This is a genomic window from Streptomyces sp. NPDC048434 (assembly GCF_043200375.1).
Lineage (GTDB): Bacteria > Actinomycetota > Actinomycetes > Streptomycetales > Streptomycetaceae > Streptomyces.
In genome coordinates this window covers 93255-111277 of sequence record NZ_JBICXQ010000024.1, presented here as the reverse complement: position 1 = coordinate 111277, position 18023 = coordinate 93255, and the positions used below count along the sequence as shown (strand labels likewise).

Here is an 18023-nt window from a genome sequence, read left to right as displayed (position 1 = left end):
TCGACCCCGTACGGGCTCAACCCCCGTCCCGGGTCCAACCCCCGTCCCGGGCTCAACCCCCGTGTGCGTTCAGCTCGTTGGCGGCCTCGGTGAGGTCCTTGGCGGTGTCGATGGCGCGCCAGTAGGCGCCCTGGGGCAGCGGGAAGCCGGCCAGGCGGCGTTCGCGGGCGAGGCGCGGGAAGGTGGTGCGCTCATGGTCGCCGCGGGTGGGGAGCAGCTCCGTGAAGGCGGCGGAGAAGACGTAGACGCCGGCGTTGATGAGATACGGCGAGGGCGGCGACTCGATGAAGTCGAGGACGTGCCCGAACGCGTCGGTCTCCACGGCGCCCCAGGGGATGCGGGGGCGGGCCAGCGCGAGGGTGGCCTCGGCGCCGCGCTCGTGATGGAAGGCGGCCATCTCGCGGAGCGGGAAGCGGGTCCAGATGTCGCCGTTGGTGGCGTACCAGGGCTCGTCCGGGCGGGGGAGGGACCGGGCCGCGTACTTGAGGCCGCCGCCGCGGCCCAGCGGCTCGGTTTCGACAACGGTCGTGACGCGCAACGGGAGTTGGGCGTGCTCCAGCCAGTCCTGGAGTACCCCGGCGAGATGCCCGCAGGAGACGACGGCGTCCGTGACGCCTTCCTCGGCCAGCCAGTTCAGCTGATGGCCGATGATCGGGGTCCCGGTGCCGGGAATCTCGACCATCGGCTTGGGGCGGTCGTCGGTGTACGGGCGGAGACGTGAGCCCTGGCCGCCGGCCAGGACCACGGCCTGCGTGGGGTAAGGATGCTGGGCACCTGTCATGGTTCGCACCCTATGCGGTGCGAGCGGGGGTCACTGGGCGGCGGCGACGCCGGTGGCGAAGGAGGTGTCGCAGACCGGGCGGGAGAAGGCCTGGGCGCGGTGTGCGGCACCGTACTTGGCGACCGCGGCACGGCCGAGGTCACGGGCGATGGAGACGCAGTGCTTGGCCAGCGAGGGCCGCTTGGTGGTCGCCTCCTGGAGGTGGGTCAGGGCGACGCCCGGATCCTTCTCCTGGAGCTCGACCAGGAGACGCTTGCGCAGGGCGTCCTCGGGGGCGAGGGAGCCGGCCTTGGTGGCCTTTCCGGAGGATGCGGTCAGCACCTGGGAGTCGGTGGCCGTCGATGCCCACGGGACGCGGGTGACCGCGAGGGTCCCGGACAGCACGAGGACGACGGGAAGGACGAGGGCGAGAGTTCTGCCGATGTGGCGGGCTGCGGAGTTCACGGTCGAGATGGTAGCGAGGAGTGATGATTTGGCGACATTTGGTCACCTTATCGAGGGACGCAATGACTCATCGGTGCGGTTCCGATGTTGACGTACTGGTACGAAAAGCCCGGTTATGTCCCTATGGCGGCGCCGTGCCATGGCCGGACCACGCAGCGGCGGCGGTCCCGGGCATGACCCGGAACCGCCGCCGCTCTCACTCGCTCCTCGGCCCGTATCAGTCGGTGAGGCGCTCCCCGGACGACGTCGAGAAGACGTGCGTCTCGCCCGGCCGTGGCACGACGTGCAGCCGGGTGCCCTTGTCCGGGACCTGGCGGCCGTTGACCCGTACGACGAGGTCCTTGACCTCGTCGCCGACCTCCGCGGTGCCGTACACATAGCCGTCGGCGCCGAGCTCCTCGACGACGTTGACCGTAATGGCCAGGCCGGCCGGTGCGTCCGCGGACTCCTTGGACAGCGACTTCGCGGCGGCGCCGTTCTGCTCGACGATGTCGAAGTGCTCGGGGCGGACGCCGACCGTCACCGTCCGGTCGCCCTTGTCGGCGGCCGTGGACAGCGCCTCACGATTGACGGGGATGACGCTGTTGCCGAACTTCACGCCGCCGTCCGTGATCGGCACCTCGACCAGGTTCATGGCCGGCGATCCGATGAACCCCGCCACGAACAGGTTGGCCGGCCGGTCGTACATGCTCCGCGGCGAATCGATCTGCTGGAGCAGGCCGTCCTTGAGCACGGCCACCCGGTCGCCCATGGTCATGGCCTCGACCTGGTCGTGGGTGACGTACACCGTCGTGATCCCGAGCCGGCGCTGCAGCCCCGCGATCTGTGTACGGGTCTGGACGCGGAGCTTGGCGTCCAGGTTGGACAGCGGCTCGTCCATGAGGAAGACCTGCGGCTCCCGGACGATCGCCCGTCCCATCGCGACCCGCTGCCGCTGACCGCCGGACAGTGCCTTGGGCTTGCGCCCCAGGTACTCCGTGAGGTCCAGGATCTTGGCCGCGTCCTCGACCTTCTGCCGGATCTCGGTCTTCGGCACCCCGGCGATCTTGAGCGCGAAGCCCATGTTGTCGGCGACCGTCATGTGCGGGTAGAGCGCGTAGTTCTGGAACACCATGGCGATGTCCCGGTCCTTGGGCGGAAGGTGGGTGACATCGCGGTCCCCGATACGGATGGCGCCTCCGTCGACGTCCTCCAGCCCCGCGAGCATCCGCAGAGAGGTGGACTTGCCGCATCCGGAGGGGCCGACCAGGACAAGAAATTCGCCGTCTTCGATGGCGATGTCCAGTTTGTCGACGGCGGGCTTGTCGGAACCCGGGTAGGTGCGGGTTGCCTGGTCATAGGTGACCGTAGCCATGGTGAAAGTCCCTTCACCGGCAGGAACGTGCCGGACGATCCGAGTAAAGGAGTGGTGTAGTCCACTGATATGGACTCTCCGTGACGCTACCCGCGGCGGCCCCCGGTGTCAGTAGCCCAGCACTCACGAATTTGGGAACCTCCACCCGGCCCACCTGGGTACACTGCTTCACGCACGCCTCCTTAGCTCAGCTGGCCAGAGCACCGCTCTTGTAAAGCGAAGGTCGTCGGTTCGAATCCGACAGGGGGCTCTGAGCTTGAACAGGGAAGAAGCCCCGGGCCGGGAATGGCGGCCTGGGGCTTCTGGCGTTTTGGGGGGCTCGGCGCCGCTGGTCGGTTGGGATCAGTCGTGGTCGAGTCGGCGTTTTCGTGGTCGGTCTTCCGACGGTCGTCGCAGCGTCGTTCTTGAGTGTCAGTGCGGGCTTTCTGTGGCTTCCTGCGGCGTTCGGCGACGGGTCAGCAGGGACCCCCCGTTCCGGCGTGGATGTCGTGGCGATCGGCGGGTAGCGGGACGGGACGGGCGCGGAGTCGTTGGAACGGGGTGGTGGGGGCAGGAACGGACGGAGTGTGGGCATGGCCGAGGGCGAGGGGCGGCGGGAGCGGCCCGCGCAGCAGGGGCGGGGCCACCGGGCGCGCCAGTGGTGGCGGCGGGCGTGGGGGTCGGCGGGCCACGAGCGTGACACCCTGCTCCTGACCGGCAAGAGCACGCTGGCGGCCACGGTGGCGTGGGTGATCTCGTACCACCTGCTGAATGCGCAGTCGCCGGCGTTCGCGCCGTTCTCCGCGGTGCTGATCATGCAGGTGACCGTCTACCAGTCGCTGGTGCAGTCGCTGCGTTACGTGGGGGCCGTGGTGACCGGCGTGGCCGTGCAGGCCGCCCTGGGGTTTCTGGTCGGCCCCGACCTGCCGACGTTCGTGCTGGTGGCACTGGTCGCGCTGATCATCGGGCGGTGGCCGGCACTCGGGTCGCAGGGCTCCCAGGTCGTCACGGCGGCGTTCTTCGCCTTCTCGACGTATATCTCGGCCACTTCGGACCTCGACAAGGTCACCCAGCTCGGGCAGATCATTCTGCTGGTCCTGATCGGCTGCGGCGTAGGCGTCGTGGTGAACGTCGCGGTGGTGCCCCCGATGCGTTACCGCAGTGCTGAGCACGGCATCCGCACCCTCGCCCATGCACTGTGCGACCTGGTCGGTGACATGCATCCGGCGCTGCGCGAGGGCGAACTCGACGCGGAGCGCAGCAACCACTGGCGGACCCGGGCCGCGCAGACCGAAGAGCTGATCTCGCAGGCCAGGTCCGGGCTGCGCACCGCCCGGGAGAGCCTCTACTACAACCCCCGGCGGCTCTTCGGCCGGCACCAGGGGCCCACCACGTTCCAGGGGTACGGCGCGGTGCTGGATTCGCTGGAACGGGCGCTGTATCAGGTGGCGTCGCTCACGCGGAGCCTGGACAAGTGGCAGGAGGTCGAGGAGAGCCACCCCTACCGGGCCTTCCTCGGGCGCTACGCCGACTTCCTGGAAGCCGTCTCCGAGATCACGCGGGTCCTCGGCACGCTCGACGAGGACCGTCTCCACGAGCAGGCTCAGGAGTTGTGTCGGCTGGCGGACGCCGCGCAGCGACGGTGCCGCCAGGTGACCGAGGAGGCCGAGCGGGCCGAACTGCCGCTTGCCGACCCGGCCCGCCCGTACGGGGTCCTGGTCGTCGAATCCACCCGGCTCATGGACGAGTTCCAGTACACCTGCGACGTACTCCGGCGCTACGTCGGCCAGGGAGAAAGGGAAGGGGATGGGAAGGGGATGGGGATGGGGATGGGGATGGGGATGGGGAAGGGAAGGGGATGGGGAAGGGCTAGGGGGCGGAGCTTGCGCCGCGCTGAGCGGGACGCCTGACGGGGGAGGCCTGCCGGTCGGTCGTTCTCCGAGGTGCGAGCAGTTGGTGGCGGGAGGAGGGCTGCCGGCTGTTCTTCGTGGTGCGGGCAGTTGTGGCTGGGAGGCCCGTCGGCCCTTCTCCGTGGCGCAGCCAGTTGTGGCGAGGAAGCCCTGCCGACCCTTCACCGTGGCGCAGGCAGTGTGACGGTGAAGGTGCTGCCCTTGCCCGGTGCGGTGCGTACGGTCACCGTGCCGCCGTGTGCTTCGGCGATCGACTTGACGATGCTCAGGCCGAGGCCCGTGCCGCCGGCGGCCGGATCGCGGGACTCCTCGCCGCGGTAGAAGCGTTCGAAAATGCGGTCCGCGGTTTCGGGGGCCATGCCGGGGCCTTGGTCGGCGACCGTCAGCTCCACCGTGTCGCCGGGCAGTGAACGCGCCGCCACGGACACGGGGGTGCCCGGCGGGGTGTAGCGCAGCGCGTTGCTCAGGAGGTTCTGCAGCACCTGCCGGAGCCGGTCCTCGTCACCGCAGGCGAAGACCTCGCCCTGCACCTCGACGGTGACCGGCTTGCCGGGGTCGCGGACACGGGCATCGGTGGCGGCGTCCTCGGCGATCGCGCCGAGGTTCACCGGTGCGTCGGCGAGCGGGCGGCCCTGGTCGAGCCGGGCGAGCAGCAGCAGTTCCTCGACCGTGGCGTGCATCCGGGCGGCCTCGCCCTCGATGCGCAGCATCGCCCGCTCGGTCAGCTCGGGATCCCGGGCCAGGCCGTGCAGATGCAGTTGAGCCCAGCCGCGGATCGTGGTCAGGGGGGTGCGCAGCTCGTGCGAGGCGTTGGCCACGAACTGCCGTAGCTGTTCCTCGGACCGCTGCCGCTCGTCGAAGGCCCGGTTGAGGGCGGTGGCGACCTCGCCCACCTCGGAGTGGCGCCGGGCGACCTCGATGCGCTGGTCGACGTCGCCGTCGGCCACGGCCGTTGCGGTGGCGGCCATGTCCCGCAACGGCCGCAGGCCCACCCGCAGTACGCCGCGGCTGAGGAGCACGATGCCCCCGAGCGCGGCGAGTGTGGCGGCGGCATCGGCGCCGATCAGCCAGTACACGACGTCTTCCGCCGGCTGCAGACTCCTGGCGACCACGACCGTGCTGAACCGCTGGGGCGGGGTGCCGGGCGCGGGCCGGATCGTGGCGTGGGGGCCGACGGGGAAGCTCAGGGCGCGGTAGCGCGGTACGGGCCCGCCCTTCGCCGACAGGGTGAGGGGCTGTTTGGCGAACCCGTCCGGGACCGGCTTCGGCAGGTCGGGACGGGGCCGGAGCTGTCCGTTGAGGTCGCGTGCCGGTGTCTGTGCGACCACTCGGCCGCGGTCGTCGACCAGTGCGAGGTAAAAGCCGTCGGGGACCAGGGAGTTGAGACCGGCCTCGTCGACGGGGGCCGCCTGGCCGCGGGCCCGGTGCTGCACGGTTTCGCGGGTCTTGGCGAGAGCGGTGTCGGCGACATCGATGAGGTTGAGCCGCAGTCCGATCAGCGACACCGCGTTGACGGCCACCATGCCGCCGGCCGCCAGCAGGACGACCCCGAGCATCAGCCGGGCCCGCAGGGAACCGCGCCAGGCGCCGGCCATCTCAGCCCCCTCCGGGGAGCCGCAGACTGTAGCCAAAACCGCGCATCGTGTGGATCAGGGCAGGGGCCTGCGCGTCCACCTTTGCCCGGAGCCTGGACACCAGCTTCTCGACGACGCCCTCGCCGAAGTGGTGCTGCCACACATGGTCCATGATCTGTTCCTTCGACATCACGTGGTCGGCGTTGAGGAGCAGATACCGCAGCAGTTTGTACTCGGTCGCCGACAGCGCGATCAGCCGGTCCCCGCGGCGCACCCGCCTGCTGCGCTCGTCCACGGTCAGATAGGCGAAGCGCAGCAACGGGCTCGGCTCCGCGGACCGGCCGGCCCGCCGCAACAAGGCATGCACCCTGGCCAGTAGCTCGGGCAGGCTGAACGGCTTGGTGAGGTAGTCGTCCGCGCCCATGGCGAAGCCCGTCACCCGGTCCTCGACGGAATCCCGCGCGGTCAGGAACAGCACCGGCAGCCGCGCCCCGTTCTCCACCAGCCGCCGGCACACGGTGAAGCCGTCCAGGTCGGGCAACATGACGTCGAGCACCAGCAGATCCGGGGGCTGTGCCTCGTACGCGCGCAGGGCCTCGGCGCCGCAGCCCGCCCTCGCCACCGTGTAGCCCGCGAGGCTCAGGGTGGTCTCCAGAAGCTCCGCCGTCCGCGGGTCGTCATCCACGACGAGCAGGCGCTGCCCGGTCCCCCGGGGCAACGGCGCGCCGGTCGTCGGGGAGGCGGAGGGCATGGCAGGCACCAATCGGGTCATGGAGTCTGCGACGACAACGAGCCGCCCCGCCCGCCGGTTCCCTCGGGGCGGCGGACGTTCTCCGGGGCCCGCGGAGGCCGTCAGGCAACGGTCAGGTTGCTGACCGGGGCGGGTCAGCGGGGCCGGTTTCTCTTGAGGCACGAAACCGGACCGAGCATCGTCCGCCGAGAGGCCTGGAGATCCCGTGGACCCTGCCGCACCTCAGGAAACCGGCGGTACGGACGCCGTCCCGACCGCCGTGCGGGACCGGCTGCGCAGCACCGTGATCGACATCGCGCCCGTCTTCGGCTTCACCCTGACCTTCGCCCTCACGCACCGGCTCGCCGTCGCGCTGACGCTCGCCTTCGCCGTCGGGGCCGGGGTCTTCGTGCACCGACTGGTCCGCAGGGAGCCCGTGGGGCGTGCGCTGGGAATCCTCGGCCTCGTCTGTGTCCAGGGCGCGTTGGCCGCACGGACCGGGCAGGCCACCACCTTCTTCCTCCCGCATCTGGTGCTGCACTGCGTGATGGCCGTGGCGTCGCCGGTGCTGATCCTCCTCGGGTGGCCGCCGATGGGGCTGATGGTGGGGCTGCTCACGGGGGAGCGGAGCGGGTGGCGCCGCTGCGCGGTGCGCCGCCGGGCCTTCGCCAAGGGCAGCCTGGTCCTCTTCACCGGCAATGTCCTGATGCTGGCCGTCCAGCTCCCGCTGTTCCTGTCCGGCCAGGCCGTCGCCCTCGGCTCGGTCGATGTCTTCGGGCCTCTCGTCTTCGCACTCGGCGCACTGCTGGGGTGGCGCGTCTACCGGCGCGCCGTCGGTGCGCACCGCTGCGACGCCTCCCTCCCCGCGCCCGCCGATATGAGCGCCGATCCGTCACACCCTCTGGAAAGGACCGTCCGATGACCGACACCCAGCCCGCCACCCGGCCCCAGCCCACTACGCGGACCTGCCCGTTCAACCCGCCCGAGGAGTACCGGACGCTGCGCGAAGAGGAACCGGTCACCCCGGTGACCTTCCCGGACGGTACGCACGGCTGGCTGGTCACCAGGCACGCGGACGTACGGGCGGTGCTCGCCGACCCGCGGTTCGGGGCGAACCGCCGGCCGGCGCGGACCGGTGCCCCCGCGCCCGTCGGCACACCGGTGCCGCCGCCCCCGCCGGGAATGTTCCTCATGATGGACCCGCCGGAGCACACCCGGATCCGACGGCTGCTCACCGGCCAGTTCACGGTGCGCCGGATGCGGCAGCTGGCCCCCGCGGTGGAGCGGATCGTCGCCGAGCGGCTGGACGCGATGGCGTCCGCCACGCGGCCGGTCGACCTCGTCCAGGCCTTCGCGCTGCCCATTCCCTCGCTGGTGATCTGCGAGCTGCTCGGGGTGCCGTACGCCGACCGTGCGGACTTCCAGCGGAATTCGGGCACTCTGCTCAGGCTCGACGCGAGTCAGGACAAGGTCCTGGAGGCCCACCAGGCGATGAACAGCTACATCCGTCAACTGGTCGTCGCCAAGCGCGCCCACCCCACCGACGACATCCTCGGCGGACTGGTGCAGGACGGTCTGCTCACCGACGAGGAAGTGGCCGGGGTGGGGGCGTTGTTGCTGCTCGCCGGGCATGAGACGACAGCGAACATGATCGCGCTGGGCACCATGTGCCTGCTGGGCAACCCGGACCAGCCGGCGGCGCTGCGCGCGGACGCCTCGCTGATGGACAACGCCGTCGAGGAGCTGCTCCGCTACTTGACGATCATTCAGTTCGGCCTGCGCCGGGTGGCACGGGAAGACCTGGAGCTGGACGGCCACCGGATCGAGGCCGGCACCACGGTGCTCGCCTCCCTGACGTCGGCGAACCGTGACGCGACGCAGTTCCCCGGCGACCCCGACCAGTTGGATGTGCGCAGGCCGTACAGCCCGCACCTGGCCTTCGGGCACGGCGTGCACCAGTGCATCGGCCAGCAGCTGGCCCGGGTGGAGATGAAGGCCGCGCTGTCCGCGCTGCTCGACCGGTTCCCCACCCTGCGGCTGGCGGTACCGGCGGAGCAGGTGCCGATGCGCGACGACATGCTCATCTACGGCGTCCACGAGCTGCCCGTGACCTGGTAGCCGGTACCCCGGCCGCCCCGCGACACCGCATCCACAGGAGAAGCAGGAGAAGGGGAATCCCGATGAAGGTCACCATCGACGAGGACAAGTGCGTCGGCGCCGGGCAATGCGTGCTGGCCGCCGCCGAGGTCTTCGATCAGCGGGAGGACGACGGCATCGTCGTCCTCCTCGACGCCCTCCCGCCGGACGCGCTGCGCTCCTCGGTGGAGGACGCCGCGGCCCGCTGCCCGGCGCTGGCCATCGAGGTGCTGACGTAGTGCCCGTGAGGGAACGGATCGTCGTCGTGGGTGCGTCGGCCGCGGGTCTCACCGCGGCCGACGCCCTCCGGCGCGAGGGCTTCGCCGGGACGCTGACCATGGCCGGTGCGGAACTCTGGGCGCCCTACGACCGGCCCCCGCTGTCCAAGCAGGTGCTGGCCGGCCACCGGGAACCGGAGTCGACCGTGCTGCGCCAGGAAGCGGACCTCCGGCGCCTGGACGTCGACCTGCGCCTGGGCTGCCGGGCGACCGGCCTGGACCCGACGGCGCGCACCGTCACCCTCGCGGACGGGGACCGGCTGCCCTACGACGGCCTGGTCATCGCGACGGGGCTGCGGCCACGCCGGCTGCCCTTCGGCCACGACCTGGCCGGTGTGCACGTGCTGCGCACCCTCGACGACGCCCTTACGCTGCGTGCGCAGTTGCTGGGCGGCCGCGGGTCGTGGTGATCGGCGCCGGATTCCTCGGCAGTGAGATCGCCGCCACCGCACGGGGGCTCGGCCTGGACGTCGCGCTCGTCGATGTCGCGCCCACCCCGCTGGCCGGGCAAGTCGGCACCTGGGTCGGCGGATTGGTGGCCGGTCTGCACCGGGACCACGGGGTCCGGCTGCACATGGGTCGCGGGGTCACCGGCCTGACCGGCGGGAGCGGCCGGGTCACCGAGGTGGTGCTCGACGACGGCACCCACCTCCCCGCCGATGTGGTCGTGGTCGCGATCGGCTCGGTGCCGGCCACCGACTGGCTGGCCGGCTCCGGCATCCCCCTGGGGGACGGGGTGCGCCGTGACAGCCACTGCCGGGCCGCGCCCGGGATCTATGCGGCAGGCGACGTCGCCAACTGGCCGCACCCGGCCACCGGCGACCGCGTCCGCCTCGAACAACGCACGAACGCCACCGCACAGGCCCTCGCCGTCGCCAGGAACCTGCTCGCCGGCCCCGGGGGCGCGGTGCCCTACGCGCCGGTCCCGTTCGGCTGGACCGACCAGTACGACGCCAAGATCCAGTTTTACGGCCGCTGCCCCGAGGGCGCCCGGATCACCTGCGTCGACGGCGATCCCCAGGAGGGCCGGTTCGTCGCGCTCTACCGGGACCGCGGCCGTGTGGTGGGCGCGCTCGGCTGGAACAGCGCACGCGCCCTGCGCGCGTACCGCGGCCACATCGGCGAGCAGGCGCCGCGCACGGCGCTGAGCGGTGAACCGGAGGCGCCGGGTGAGCCGAGGAGGGAGGGGGAGGTGGCGGGGCGACCTGGCAGGGCCTACCGGGGGATGAGCCGTAGGGGCGACCGGGACGGTGAACTGGAGGGGTGAAGGGGTCGGTGGGGGAGGGGTTTTGACGAGCCGGGAGGGGCGTGGCGGCGTAAGTTCACCGGCATGGTGACTTTGATGACGCACGAGGACTACGAGCGGCGGATGGACCGGGCGGGCCGGGCCGCCGCCGACGCCGGGCTGGCCGGGCTGATCGTGACGCCGGGTCCGGATCTGCTGTGGCTGTGCGGTTACCGGCCGCCCGCGGCGACCGAGCGGCTGACCGCCCTGGTGATCGAGCCGGGGCGGCGCTCGCGGCTGCTGGTGCCCGTACTGGAGTACCCCGATGCGGAGCGCTCGCCCGGGGCGCCGGCGATGGAGGTGTCGGGGTGGACCGACGGCTCGGAACCGTATGCGGAGGTCGCCAAGTGGGTGGATCCGCAAGGGCGTTACGGGGTGTCCGACTCGACATGGGCGTTGCATCTGCTGGGGCTGCAGCGGTCGCTGCCGGGGGCCGGCTACGCCGCGCTGACGGAGGCGCTGCCGATGCTGCGCGCCGTCAAGGACGCCCATGAGGTGGCGCGGCTGGCCGCGGCCGGCGCCGCCGCGGATGCGGCGTACGAGGGGATCCTGCGGGTGCGCTTCGGCGGCCGGCGGGAGTCCGACGTGGCGGCGGATCTGGCGCGGCTGCTGACCGAGCACGGGCACAGCCAGGTGGACTTCACGGTGGTCGGGTCGGGCCCCAATGGCGCCAATCCGCACCACGAGGCCGGGGACCGGGTCATCGAGGACGGCGACATGGTCGTGCTCGACTTCGGTGGCCTCAAGGACGGGTACGGGTCGGATACGTCGCGGACCGTGCACGTCGGGGAGCCGGGCGCCGAGGAGCGCAAGGTGCACGACATCGTGCGGGAGGCGCAGCAGGCGGCGTTCGAGGCGGTGCGGCCGGGCGTCGCGTGCCAGGACATCGACCGGGTGGCCAGGAAGGTGATCAAGGCTGCCGGGTACGGCGAGTACTTCATCCACCGGACCGGGCACGGCATCGGGGTGACGACGCACGAGCCGCCGTATCTGGTGGAGGGCGAGCATCTGCCGCTGGTGCCCGGGATGTGCTTCTCGATCGAGCCGGGGATCTATCTGCCGGGGCGGTTCGGGGTCCGCATCGAGGACATCGTGACGTGTACGGAGTCGGGCGGGCGGCGGCTGAACGAGACGGCGCGGGGGATGGCGGTGGTGCGGTAGGGCCCCGGCCGCTTCGGCGGAGGACGGCCGCGGCCTGGGCAAGCCGTCGATGAACCGGGTGTTTCTGCAGGTCAGGGCCGCGTTGTCAGTGGTGTGGTTCACGATGGGGTGTGCAGGCGTGGACAGGCACGGCGGACCGGTAGGGCCGGCAGGGAAGGCGGTGATCGCGTGGCAGGGCGCGGCAAGGAGACGGTGCGGGCGGTGCGGCGGCCGGAGGTGCGACTGCCGGAGCTGGCGGCGTACGACGGCGCGGAGCTGGAGACCGAGGGGGATTACGACGGGCTGGAGTTCGCGGACGCCGACTGGGCGGGGCAGTCGGCGCGCGGCGCGCGCTTCATGGACTGCGCGGTACGGCGGTGCACGCTCGACGAGACGGTGCTCAGCCGGGCGCGGATCATCGACAGCGTGCTGAGCGGGGTGCGGGGGGTCGGCACGGACTTTTCCCAGGCGTCCCTGCGCGATGTGGAGGTGTCGGACGCCCGGCTCGGCGGGACGCAGCTGCACGGTGCGGTGCTGGAGCGCGTCGTGGTGCGTGGCGGGAAGATCGACTTCCCGAATCTGCGGAAGGCGAAGCTGCGGGATGTCGCCTTCGAGGGGTGTGTGCTGGTCGAGGCGGACTTCGCGGGGGCCGAGCTGGAGCGGGTGACGTTCGACGACTGCACCCTGGCGCGGGTGGATTTCTCCGAGGTGCGGATGAAGGACGTCGATCTGCGGGGTGCGGCCGCGTTGGATATCGCGCGCGGGATCGAGCGGCTGTCGGGTGCGGTGATCAGCGCGTCCCAACTGCTCGATCTGGCCCCGGCGTTCGCGGCGCAGGCAGGGGTGCGGGTGGAGTGAGCCGTCCGGGCCTGTCCTGCGGATCAGGGGATGACGGCAAGTTCCCTGGCCGGCCCTGCCGGTGCTCAGATGCGGGGGAAGCGGGCCTGGAGGTCCCAGATGGCCGGGTTGTCGTCGAGGCCGTCGTGCATATCGGTGAGGTCGGCGATCAGGTCGTGCAGAAAGTCGCGGGCCTCGCGGCGCAGCGCGGAGTGGTTGAAGGTGAGCGGGGCCTCGTCGGCCGACATCCAGTCGGCATCCACGTCCACCCATCCGAAGCGGCGCTCGAAGAAGATCCGGTCCGCGGATTCGGTGAAGTCCAGCTCGGCGTGGACCGGGCGGGCGGAGCGGTTGCCCCGGGGGTCGGTGTCGAGCTGCTCGACGATGTCGCACAGCGCCCAGGCGAAGTCGAGGACCGGTACCCAGCCCCAGGCCGTGGACAGCTCGCGGTCCTTCTTCGTGTCGGCGAGGTAGACATCGCCGCAGAAGAGGTCATGGCGCAGCGTGCGCACGTCCGCGGTCCGGTAGTCCGTCTGCGGCGGATCCGGAAAGCGGCGGGAGAGGGAGTAGCCGAGGTCGATCACGTCTTGATGGTGTCACGCCGGTGCGGCGGACAGGCGCCCGCATCCGCCTCGCCGGCGCCCGTCCCCCGCCCTCCCGGCTACGTCATGTGTCCATGAGCCGCTGGTCCTCGGCGCGGGCGGTGCCGACCGTGAAGCTGATGGCCGCATCGCCGGCCCAGCCGTCCACGAGGGCGCCGCAGCCGATGCTCACCAGGTCGCCGTCGCGCAGCCGGGACCCGTCCGGGATGCCGTGCACGATCGCGTCATTGACGGAGGCGCAGATGACGGCGGGGAAGGGGGTGGGGGCGAAGGACGGGTGGTAGCCGAGGAACGGTGAGTCGGCGCCGGCCTCGCGCAGGACCGCACGGGCGACCTCGTCCAGGTCCAGCAGCCGCACGCCCGGGGCGGCCGCCGCACGCACCGCGGCCAGCGCGTCGCCGACGACCCGGCCCGCCACCCGCATGGCGTCCAGTGCCGCATCCGTCTTGATCTCCACCATGTGTACGACCTCCCGCTCGTCCCCGCCCGCACCGCACAGCGGCAGCCCGGGCGGTATTTCTTTACCGGTATTAGTGTCACGGGCATGGTGCGCACTCCACTGACTCCTTGGGAACGCGAACGCGGTGAGCGGCTCGGCGCGCTGCTGCGCAGGGCGCGCGGCGAGCGGAGCATGGTCGAGGTCGCGGCGGCGGCGGGGCTGTCCGCCGAGACGCTGCGGAAGATCGAGACCGGCCGGGCTCCGACACCGGCGTTCTTCACGGTCGCCGCGCTGGCCGGCACGCTCGGGCTGTCACTGGACGAGGTGGCGGTGCTGGCCGTGCCCCCCGGGGCGGCCGAGGACGCGGTCGCCTGAGCGGGGCCGCACAGCGCCCACCGCGGCCCCCTCGAACACGCCGAGGGCCGGCCCCCGCATGGGGAACCGGCCCTCCGTTGCGCTGACCTGGCCGCGCCAGGTTGCAGGCGTGGCTCAGACGTTGACGCCGAAGTCCTGCGCGATGCCGACGAGGCCCGACGCGTAGCCCTGGCCCACCGCGCGGAACTTCCACTCCGCGCCGTTGCGGTACAGCTCACCGAAGACCATGGCCGTCTCGGTGGCCGCGTCCTCGCTGAGGTCGTAGCGGGCGATCTCGGCGCCACCGGCCTGGTTGATGATGCGGATGAAGGCGTTCCGCACCTGGCCGAAGTTCTGGCTGCGGTTCTCGGCGTCGTAGATCGAGACCGGGAAGACGATCTTCTCGATGTCGGCCGGCAGCGCCGCCAGGTTGACGTTGATCTGCTCGTCGTCGCCCTCGCCCTGGCCGGTGACGTTGTCGCCGGTGTGCACGATCGACTGGTCCGGCGTGGCCTTGTTGTTGAAGAAGATGAAGTGCTGGTCCGAGTAGACCTTGCCGCTGGGGTTGACCGCGATCGCGCTGGCGTCGAGGTCGAAGTCCGTGCCGGTGGTGGTGCGGACGTCCCAGCCAAGGCCGACCGTGACGGCGGTCAGGCCCGGTGCCTCCTTGGTGAGCGAGACGTTGCCACCCTTGGACAGGCTTACAGCCATGGGATGTCCCTTTCCTTGTCGACTCGTCGAAGCGTCGGGCTCCGTACTGCGGACGAAGCTACCGTCACCCACCACAACGCCATCAGGGGACCGCCAGGTTCCAGCAGTCTTTACTCTCTTTGCCGAATCCTGATGTGGACGTCCGGCGATGACCCCGAAAAGCGGGTGACGGGGCCCGGTGACACGCGGGATCATAGGACTCATGTCCGGGCCCTATGTCATCCGCGGTTCGGTCGCTCTTCCAGAGGCCGAGCTCGTATGGCGTTTCTCGCGTTCCTCAGGTCCGGGCGGCCAGCACGTCAACACCAGCGACAGCCAGGTCGAGCTGCGCTTCGACCTCGACAAGACGCAGGCACTGCCGCCCGTGTGGAAGGAGCGCGCCCTGGAGCGGCTGGCGGGCCGGCTGGTCGACGGCGTGCTGTCCGTACGCGCCTCTGAGCACCGCTCGCAGTGGCGCAACCGCGAGACCGCCGCCGTCCGGCTGGCGTCGCTGCTGGCCGAGGCCACCGCGCCACCGCCCAAGCCGCGCCGTAAGTCACGGATCCCACGGGGCATCAATGAGCGGCGGCTGCGCGAGAAGAAGCAGCGCGGCGACACCAAGCGCGGCCGCTCGGGCCGCGACTGGGGCTGACCGCCCCCGCCGCCCCCGGCCGCCCGTGCCCTCCGGACTCACCCCAACTGCCGGTACTTCCCCCGGAAGTACGTCAGCGGCCCGTCGTCGTCGCTGGAGAGCGTCGTGGCCAGGACGCGGGCGATGACGAGCGTGTGATCGCCGGCCGCGACCCGCTGCTCGGTGCGGCACTCCAGGGTCGCCAGCGCGCCGCCGATGAGCGGAGCGCCGGACACTTCGCCCCGTACGGACGGAATGTCCTCGAAGAGAAGCCGGTCGCTGATGCGGCCCTTCATCGCGAACCGTCCGGCAATCTGCCGTTGATGTCCCGAGAGCACCGACACGGCCCAGAGCGGCTGCAGCTCCAGCAGGTCGTCCATCCGTGAGTCGTTGCGAACGCTCACCATCACGAGCGGCGGGTCGAGGGATACGGACAGGAACGCCGTGGCGGTCATGCCGACGTCCTCGCCGCGCGGCCCGTCGTCCGGGTCGTGGGCGGTGATCAGCACCACGCCGGCGGCGAGGCGGGACAGTGCGGCACGGAATTCGTCGTCACTCACCCCAACAGAATGCGGGATGGGCGGGCCGCCCGGCACGGAGGTGAGGGCGACGGCGGGCGCGGAAGGAGCGGCGGCCTCGGAGGCCGCCGCATCGGCAGGGCTTTTCGTGAACACGCCATAAACGCTAACTTCGCCCGCCCCCGGCGCGCATCGGGCCCGGGGACCACCCGCGTCCTAGGTCTGACGACGGAAGTCCGGAACGTTCGGGAAATTTGCGTTCAGGAAGTGTAGAAATAATGAAGGCGCGCTCCCCTTTCGGATTGATGGAAGATCGCCAAACGTTCCGCAGGGTTTGTGACTTGAGTCACAGCAGGCGCTAATTGTTGACCCTGTGTACCGGGTGAACAGCTCACTGTGATTCAGTGAGCTGGGAATCGGACGACAAAGAATCGTGGAGTTTGCTGTCGAGGTCTCAGGGAGAGCGAGCGATGGAGACCGAGTCGGAGCCATACGTCCGTCTTGCGACCCTGCGGCAGCTGCACCAAGTGGTCGCCGAGCTGAATACCGCACGCAGCCTCGCGGACACCTTGCAGACGGTCGCCGACGGCGCGATCACCGGGCTCGGCTATGAGCTGGCCGCGGTCAATCTCGTCCGCCCCGACGGCGATCTCGTGGTCGCCGCGGTCGCCGGCAGCGCGGGCGCCGAGGCGCTGATGGCCGGGCGGGTCGGCTCCCGCACCTCCTGGGACCGCAGGCTGTCCATGGGCGAGCGCTGGGGCGACCTCTGCTTCATCTCGCACACCGAGGGCTGGGTGCTCGATGACGACGACGTACCGCAGTGGCACACGGCCGGACCCGCGCCCCGGTTCCACGACGAGTGGCACCCCATGGACCGCCTCTTCGCGCCCATGTACACCACGGCGACCGGCGGCGAGCTGCTCGGAGTGATCTCCGTCGACCGGCCGCGCAACGGCCGGCGGCCGGGCCCCTGGGGCCAGGAAGCCCTGCAGATGTACGCCTTCCAGTCCGGCATCGCGATCAGCAACGCCCGGCTGCGGGCGAACATGCAGCGCGCCCTGGTCCGGCTGGAGCGCGAGCAGCAGGCGCTGCGCGCCAGCGAGGAGAGCTTCCGGGCGGCGTTCGAGTACGCCCCGAGCGGGATGGCCGTGGCCGAAATGGGCGGTGAAGAGCACGGGCGGCTGCTACGGACCAATGACGCGCTGTGCCGGCTGCTGGGCCGCCCGGCCTCCGGGATGCGCCGCTACTCCTTCTCCGACCTGGTCCACCCCGAGGACATCGGCACGCTGCTGCGCACCTCCGCCGAGGGTGGCCGCGCCGAGCTGCGGCTGGCCCGCAGGGACGGCACCTACGTGTGGGTCTCGCTGCGCAACTCCGTCGTCGCCGACACCGCCGACGGGCCCCGATTCCTGCTCACCCACGTCGAGGACATCGAGGAGCGCAAGCGGCACGAGCTCCAGCTCGCGCACCGCGCCAGCCACGATTCGCTGACCGGGCTGCCCAACAGCGCCGAGCTGCGGGCCCGGCTCGGCGCCCGGCTGTGCTCGCGCGCGCCGGGCTCGATGGCGGACGCCTACGCCTCCTCGGGCGGCCTCGGCTCCGCCTCCCGCGATCCGCACGGCTTCCGGCCGGACGGCAAGGAGCCGTTCGACGGGCTCGACGGCTTCGAGGGCGGGCCCCCGGCCCCGTTCGACCACCACGTCCATCTCGCCGGCCCCGCGGACGGTCCGGCCGACGACGGCTCCAAGGGGCTCGCGGTCCTCTTCTGCGATCTCGACGGCTTCAAGTCGATCAACGACCGCTTCGGGCACAACACCGGCGATGCGGTGCTGATCGAGGTCGCCCGCAGGCTGACCAGCGGCGTCCGGGACGGCGATACGGTCGCCCGGCTCGGCGGCGATGAGTTCGTGGTGCTCGCCGACGGCCTCGGCACCGCCGACGCCCAGGACCTCGCGGTCCGGCTGCGGAACGCGATCATCCCGCCGATCCGGGTGGAGGGCCGGGCGGTCCGGGTGGGTGCCAGCTTCGGCATCGGCTGGGCGAGCTGCGGGATGTCGGCCGAGGAAGTGCTGGAGTCGGCCGATCAGCGGATGTACGTCGAGAAGCGCTCCCGCTCGAAGGCGAACCGGCGGGCGGCGGGCTGAGCAGTCGGCTGCCCGCCGCGACGGCCCGGCCCGGTGCCGCGTATCTCACACCGGGCGCGCTCCGGCCCCCGCACCAGCAGTTCACCGATCCGTAGCGATCTTGTGGCCCTCCGGGCTCGGTGTGTGCAGGCCTTGAGGGGGTAGGCTGCGCCGATGCGGCGCGGCGCCGACGGGGGCCCGAAAGACAGTTCGCGCAG

Annotated in this window: 17 protein-coding genes, 1 tRNA gene and 2 pseudogenes; 11 read left to right on the top strand and 9 right to left on the bottom strand. The window is 71.3% G+C overall.

Going from position 1 to position 18023, the window contains the following annotated elements; translation table 11 throughout:
* Positions 1–52 precede the first annotated feature (52 nt).
* From ACGFWI_RS26725 to ACGFWI_RS26715, 3 genes are all read right to left on the bottom strand, one after another.
* Positions 53–781: an NDP-sugar synthase gene (locus tag ACGFWI_RS26725; RefSeq protein WP_393908567.1), complete on the bottom strand. Its 729-nt coding sequence runs from the start codon at positions 779–781 to the stop codon at positions 53–55.
* Between the two features lie 30 nt (positions 782–811).
* Complete coding sequence (locus tag ACGFWI_RS26720; protein WP_393908566.1) at positions 812–1225, bottom strand: hypothetical protein; 414 nt, start codon at positions 1223–1225, stop codon at positions 812–814.
* 217 nt (positions 1226–1442) lie between these two features.
* On the bottom strand, positions 1443–2579 hold the full coding sequence (locus tag ACGFWI_RS26715; RefSeq protein ID WP_393908565.1) for an ABC transporter ATP-binding protein: 1137 nt from the start codon (positions 2577–2579) through the stop codon (positions 1443–1445).
* A 176-nt stretch (positions 2580–2755) separates the two neighbouring features.
* Between ACGFWI_RS26715 and ACGFWI_RS26710 the strand changes: the two genes are divergently transcribed.
* Together ACGFWI_RS26710 and ACGFWI_RS26705 are read left to right on the top strand one after the other, a co-directional pair.
* Positions 2756–2829, top strand: a tRNA-Thr gene (locus tag ACGFWI_RS26710).
* 322 nt (positions 2830–3151) lie between these two features.
* On the top strand, positions 3152–4468 hold the full coding sequence (locus ACGFWI_RS26705; protein ID WP_393908564.1) for an aromatic acid exporter family protein: 1317 nt from the start codon (positions 3152–3154) through the stop codon (positions 4466–4468).
* A gap of 161 nt (positions 4469–4629) precedes the next feature.
* Here the strand turns inward: ACGFWI_RS26705 and ACGFWI_RS26700 are convergent, their stop codons facing one another.
* Both ACGFWI_RS26700 and ACGFWI_RS26695 read right to left on the bottom strand, forming a co-directional pair.
* Complete coding sequence (locus ACGFWI_RS26700) at positions 4630–6063, bottom strand: sensor histidine kinase (RefSeq protein ID WP_393908563.1); 1434 nt, start codon at positions 6061–6063, stop codon at positions 4630–4632.
* Between the two features lies 1 nt (position 6064).
* Positions 6065–6793 (bottom strand): response regulator transcription factor, encoded by a 729-nt coding sequence (locus ACGFWI_RS26695; protein WP_393908562.1) that lies wholly within the window; start codon positions 6791–6793, stop codon positions 6065–6067.
* 205 nt (positions 6794–6998) lie between these two features.
* On the opposite strand from ACGFWI_RS26695, the gene ACGFWI_RS26690 reads away from it, so the two are divergent.
* From ACGFWI_RS26690 to ACGFWI_RS26665, 6 genes and pseudogenes are all read left to right on the top strand, one after another.
* Positions 6999–7694 (top strand): DUF3159 domain-containing protein, encoded by a 696-nt coding sequence (locus ACGFWI_RS26690; RefSeq protein WP_393908561.1) that lies wholly within the window; start codon positions 6999–7001, stop codon positions 7692–7694.
* On the top strand, positions 7691–8890 hold the full coding sequence (locus ACGFWI_RS26685) for a cytochrome P450 (RefSeq protein ID WP_393908560.1): 1200 nt from the start codon (positions 7691–7693) through the stop codon (positions 8888–8890). The genes ACGFWI_RS26690 and ACGFWI_RS26685 overlap by 4 nt, the downstream gene beginning before the upstream one ends.
* A gap of 62 nt (positions 8891–8952) precedes the next feature.
* The gene (locus tag ACGFWI_RS26680; protein ID WP_393908559.1) at positions 8953–9147 is read left to right on the top strand and encodes a ferredoxin; all 195 of its coding nucleotides are present in this window, start codon (positions 8953–8955) and stop codon (positions 9145–9147) included.
* A gap of 5 nt (positions 9148–9152) precedes the next feature.
* Positions 9153–10453: pseudogene (locus ACGFWI_RS26675) on the top strand (NAD(P)/FAD-dependent oxidoreductase).
* A 75-nt stretch (positions 10454–10528) separates the two neighbouring features.
* Positions 10529–11632: an aminopeptidase P family protein gene (locus ACGFWI_RS26670; protein ID WP_393908609.1), complete on the top strand. Its 1104-nt coding sequence runs from the start codon at positions 10529–10531 to the stop codon at positions 11630–11632.
* Positions 11633–11824: 192 nt separating this feature from the next.
* The gene (locus tag ACGFWI_RS26665; RefSeq protein ID WP_393908608.1) at positions 11825–12469 is read left to right on the top strand and encodes a pentapeptide repeat-containing protein; all 645 of its coding nucleotides are present in this window, start codon (positions 11825–11827) and stop codon (positions 12467–12469) included.
* A gap of 65 nt (positions 12470–12534) precedes the next feature.
* On the opposite strand, the gene ACGFWI_RS26660 is transcribed toward ACGFWI_RS26665, so the two are convergent.
* The gene (locus tag ACGFWI_RS26660) at positions 12535–13032 is read right to left on the bottom strand and encodes a hypothetical protein (RefSeq protein WP_393908558.1); all 498 of its coding nucleotides are present in this window, start codon (positions 13030–13032) and stop codon (positions 12535–12537) included.
* 85 nt (positions 13033–13117) lie between these two features.
* Positions 13118–13510 (bottom strand): annotated as a pseudogene (locus ACGFWI_RS26655) (M24 family metallopeptidase); the annotation flags it as partial.
* An 84-nt stretch (positions 13511–13594) separates the two neighbouring features.
* On the opposite strand from ACGFWI_RS26655, the gene ACGFWI_RS26650 reads away from it, so the two are divergent.
* A complete protein-coding gene (locus ACGFWI_RS26650) occupies positions 13595–13864 on the top strand; it encodes a helix-turn-helix domain-containing protein (RefSeq protein ID WP_393908557.1) in 270 nt (89 codons plus the stop codon).
* Positions 13865–13978: 114 nt separating this feature from the next.
* On the opposite strand, the gene ACGFWI_RS26645 is transcribed toward ACGFWI_RS26650, so the two are convergent.
* Entirely contained in the window at positions 13979–14554 is a 576-nt protein-coding gene (locus ACGFWI_RS26645; RefSeq protein WP_393908556.1) for a TerD family protein, read from the bottom strand.
* A gap of 202 nt (positions 14555–14756) precedes the next feature.
* Between ACGFWI_RS26645 and arfB the strand changes: the two genes are divergently transcribed.
* Positions 14757–15185 (top strand): alternative ribosome rescue aminoacyl-tRNA hydrolase ArfB, encoded by a 429-nt coding sequence (arfB, locus tag ACGFWI_RS26640; protein WP_393908555.1) that lies wholly within the window; start codon positions 14757–14759, stop codon positions 15183–15185.
* Between the two features lie 38 nt (positions 15186–15223).
* On the opposite strand, the gene ACGFWI_RS26635 is transcribed toward arfB, so the two are convergent.
* Positions 15224–15724 carry a flavin reductase family protein gene (locus ACGFWI_RS26635; protein ID WP_393908554.1) on the bottom strand — a complete coding sequence of 167 codons (501 nt, stop codon included), beginning with the start codon at positions 15722–15724 and terminating at the stop codon, positions 15224–15226.
* A gap of 428 nt (positions 15725–16152) precedes the next feature.
* On the opposite strand from ACGFWI_RS26635, the gene cdgB reads away from it, so the two are divergent.
* Complete coding sequence (gene cdgB, locus ACGFWI_RS26630; protein ID WP_393908553.1) at positions 16153–17826, top strand: diguanylate cyclase CdgB; 1674 nt, start codon at positions 16153–16155, stop codon at positions 17824–17826.
* Positions 17827–18023 lie beyond the last annotated feature (197 nt).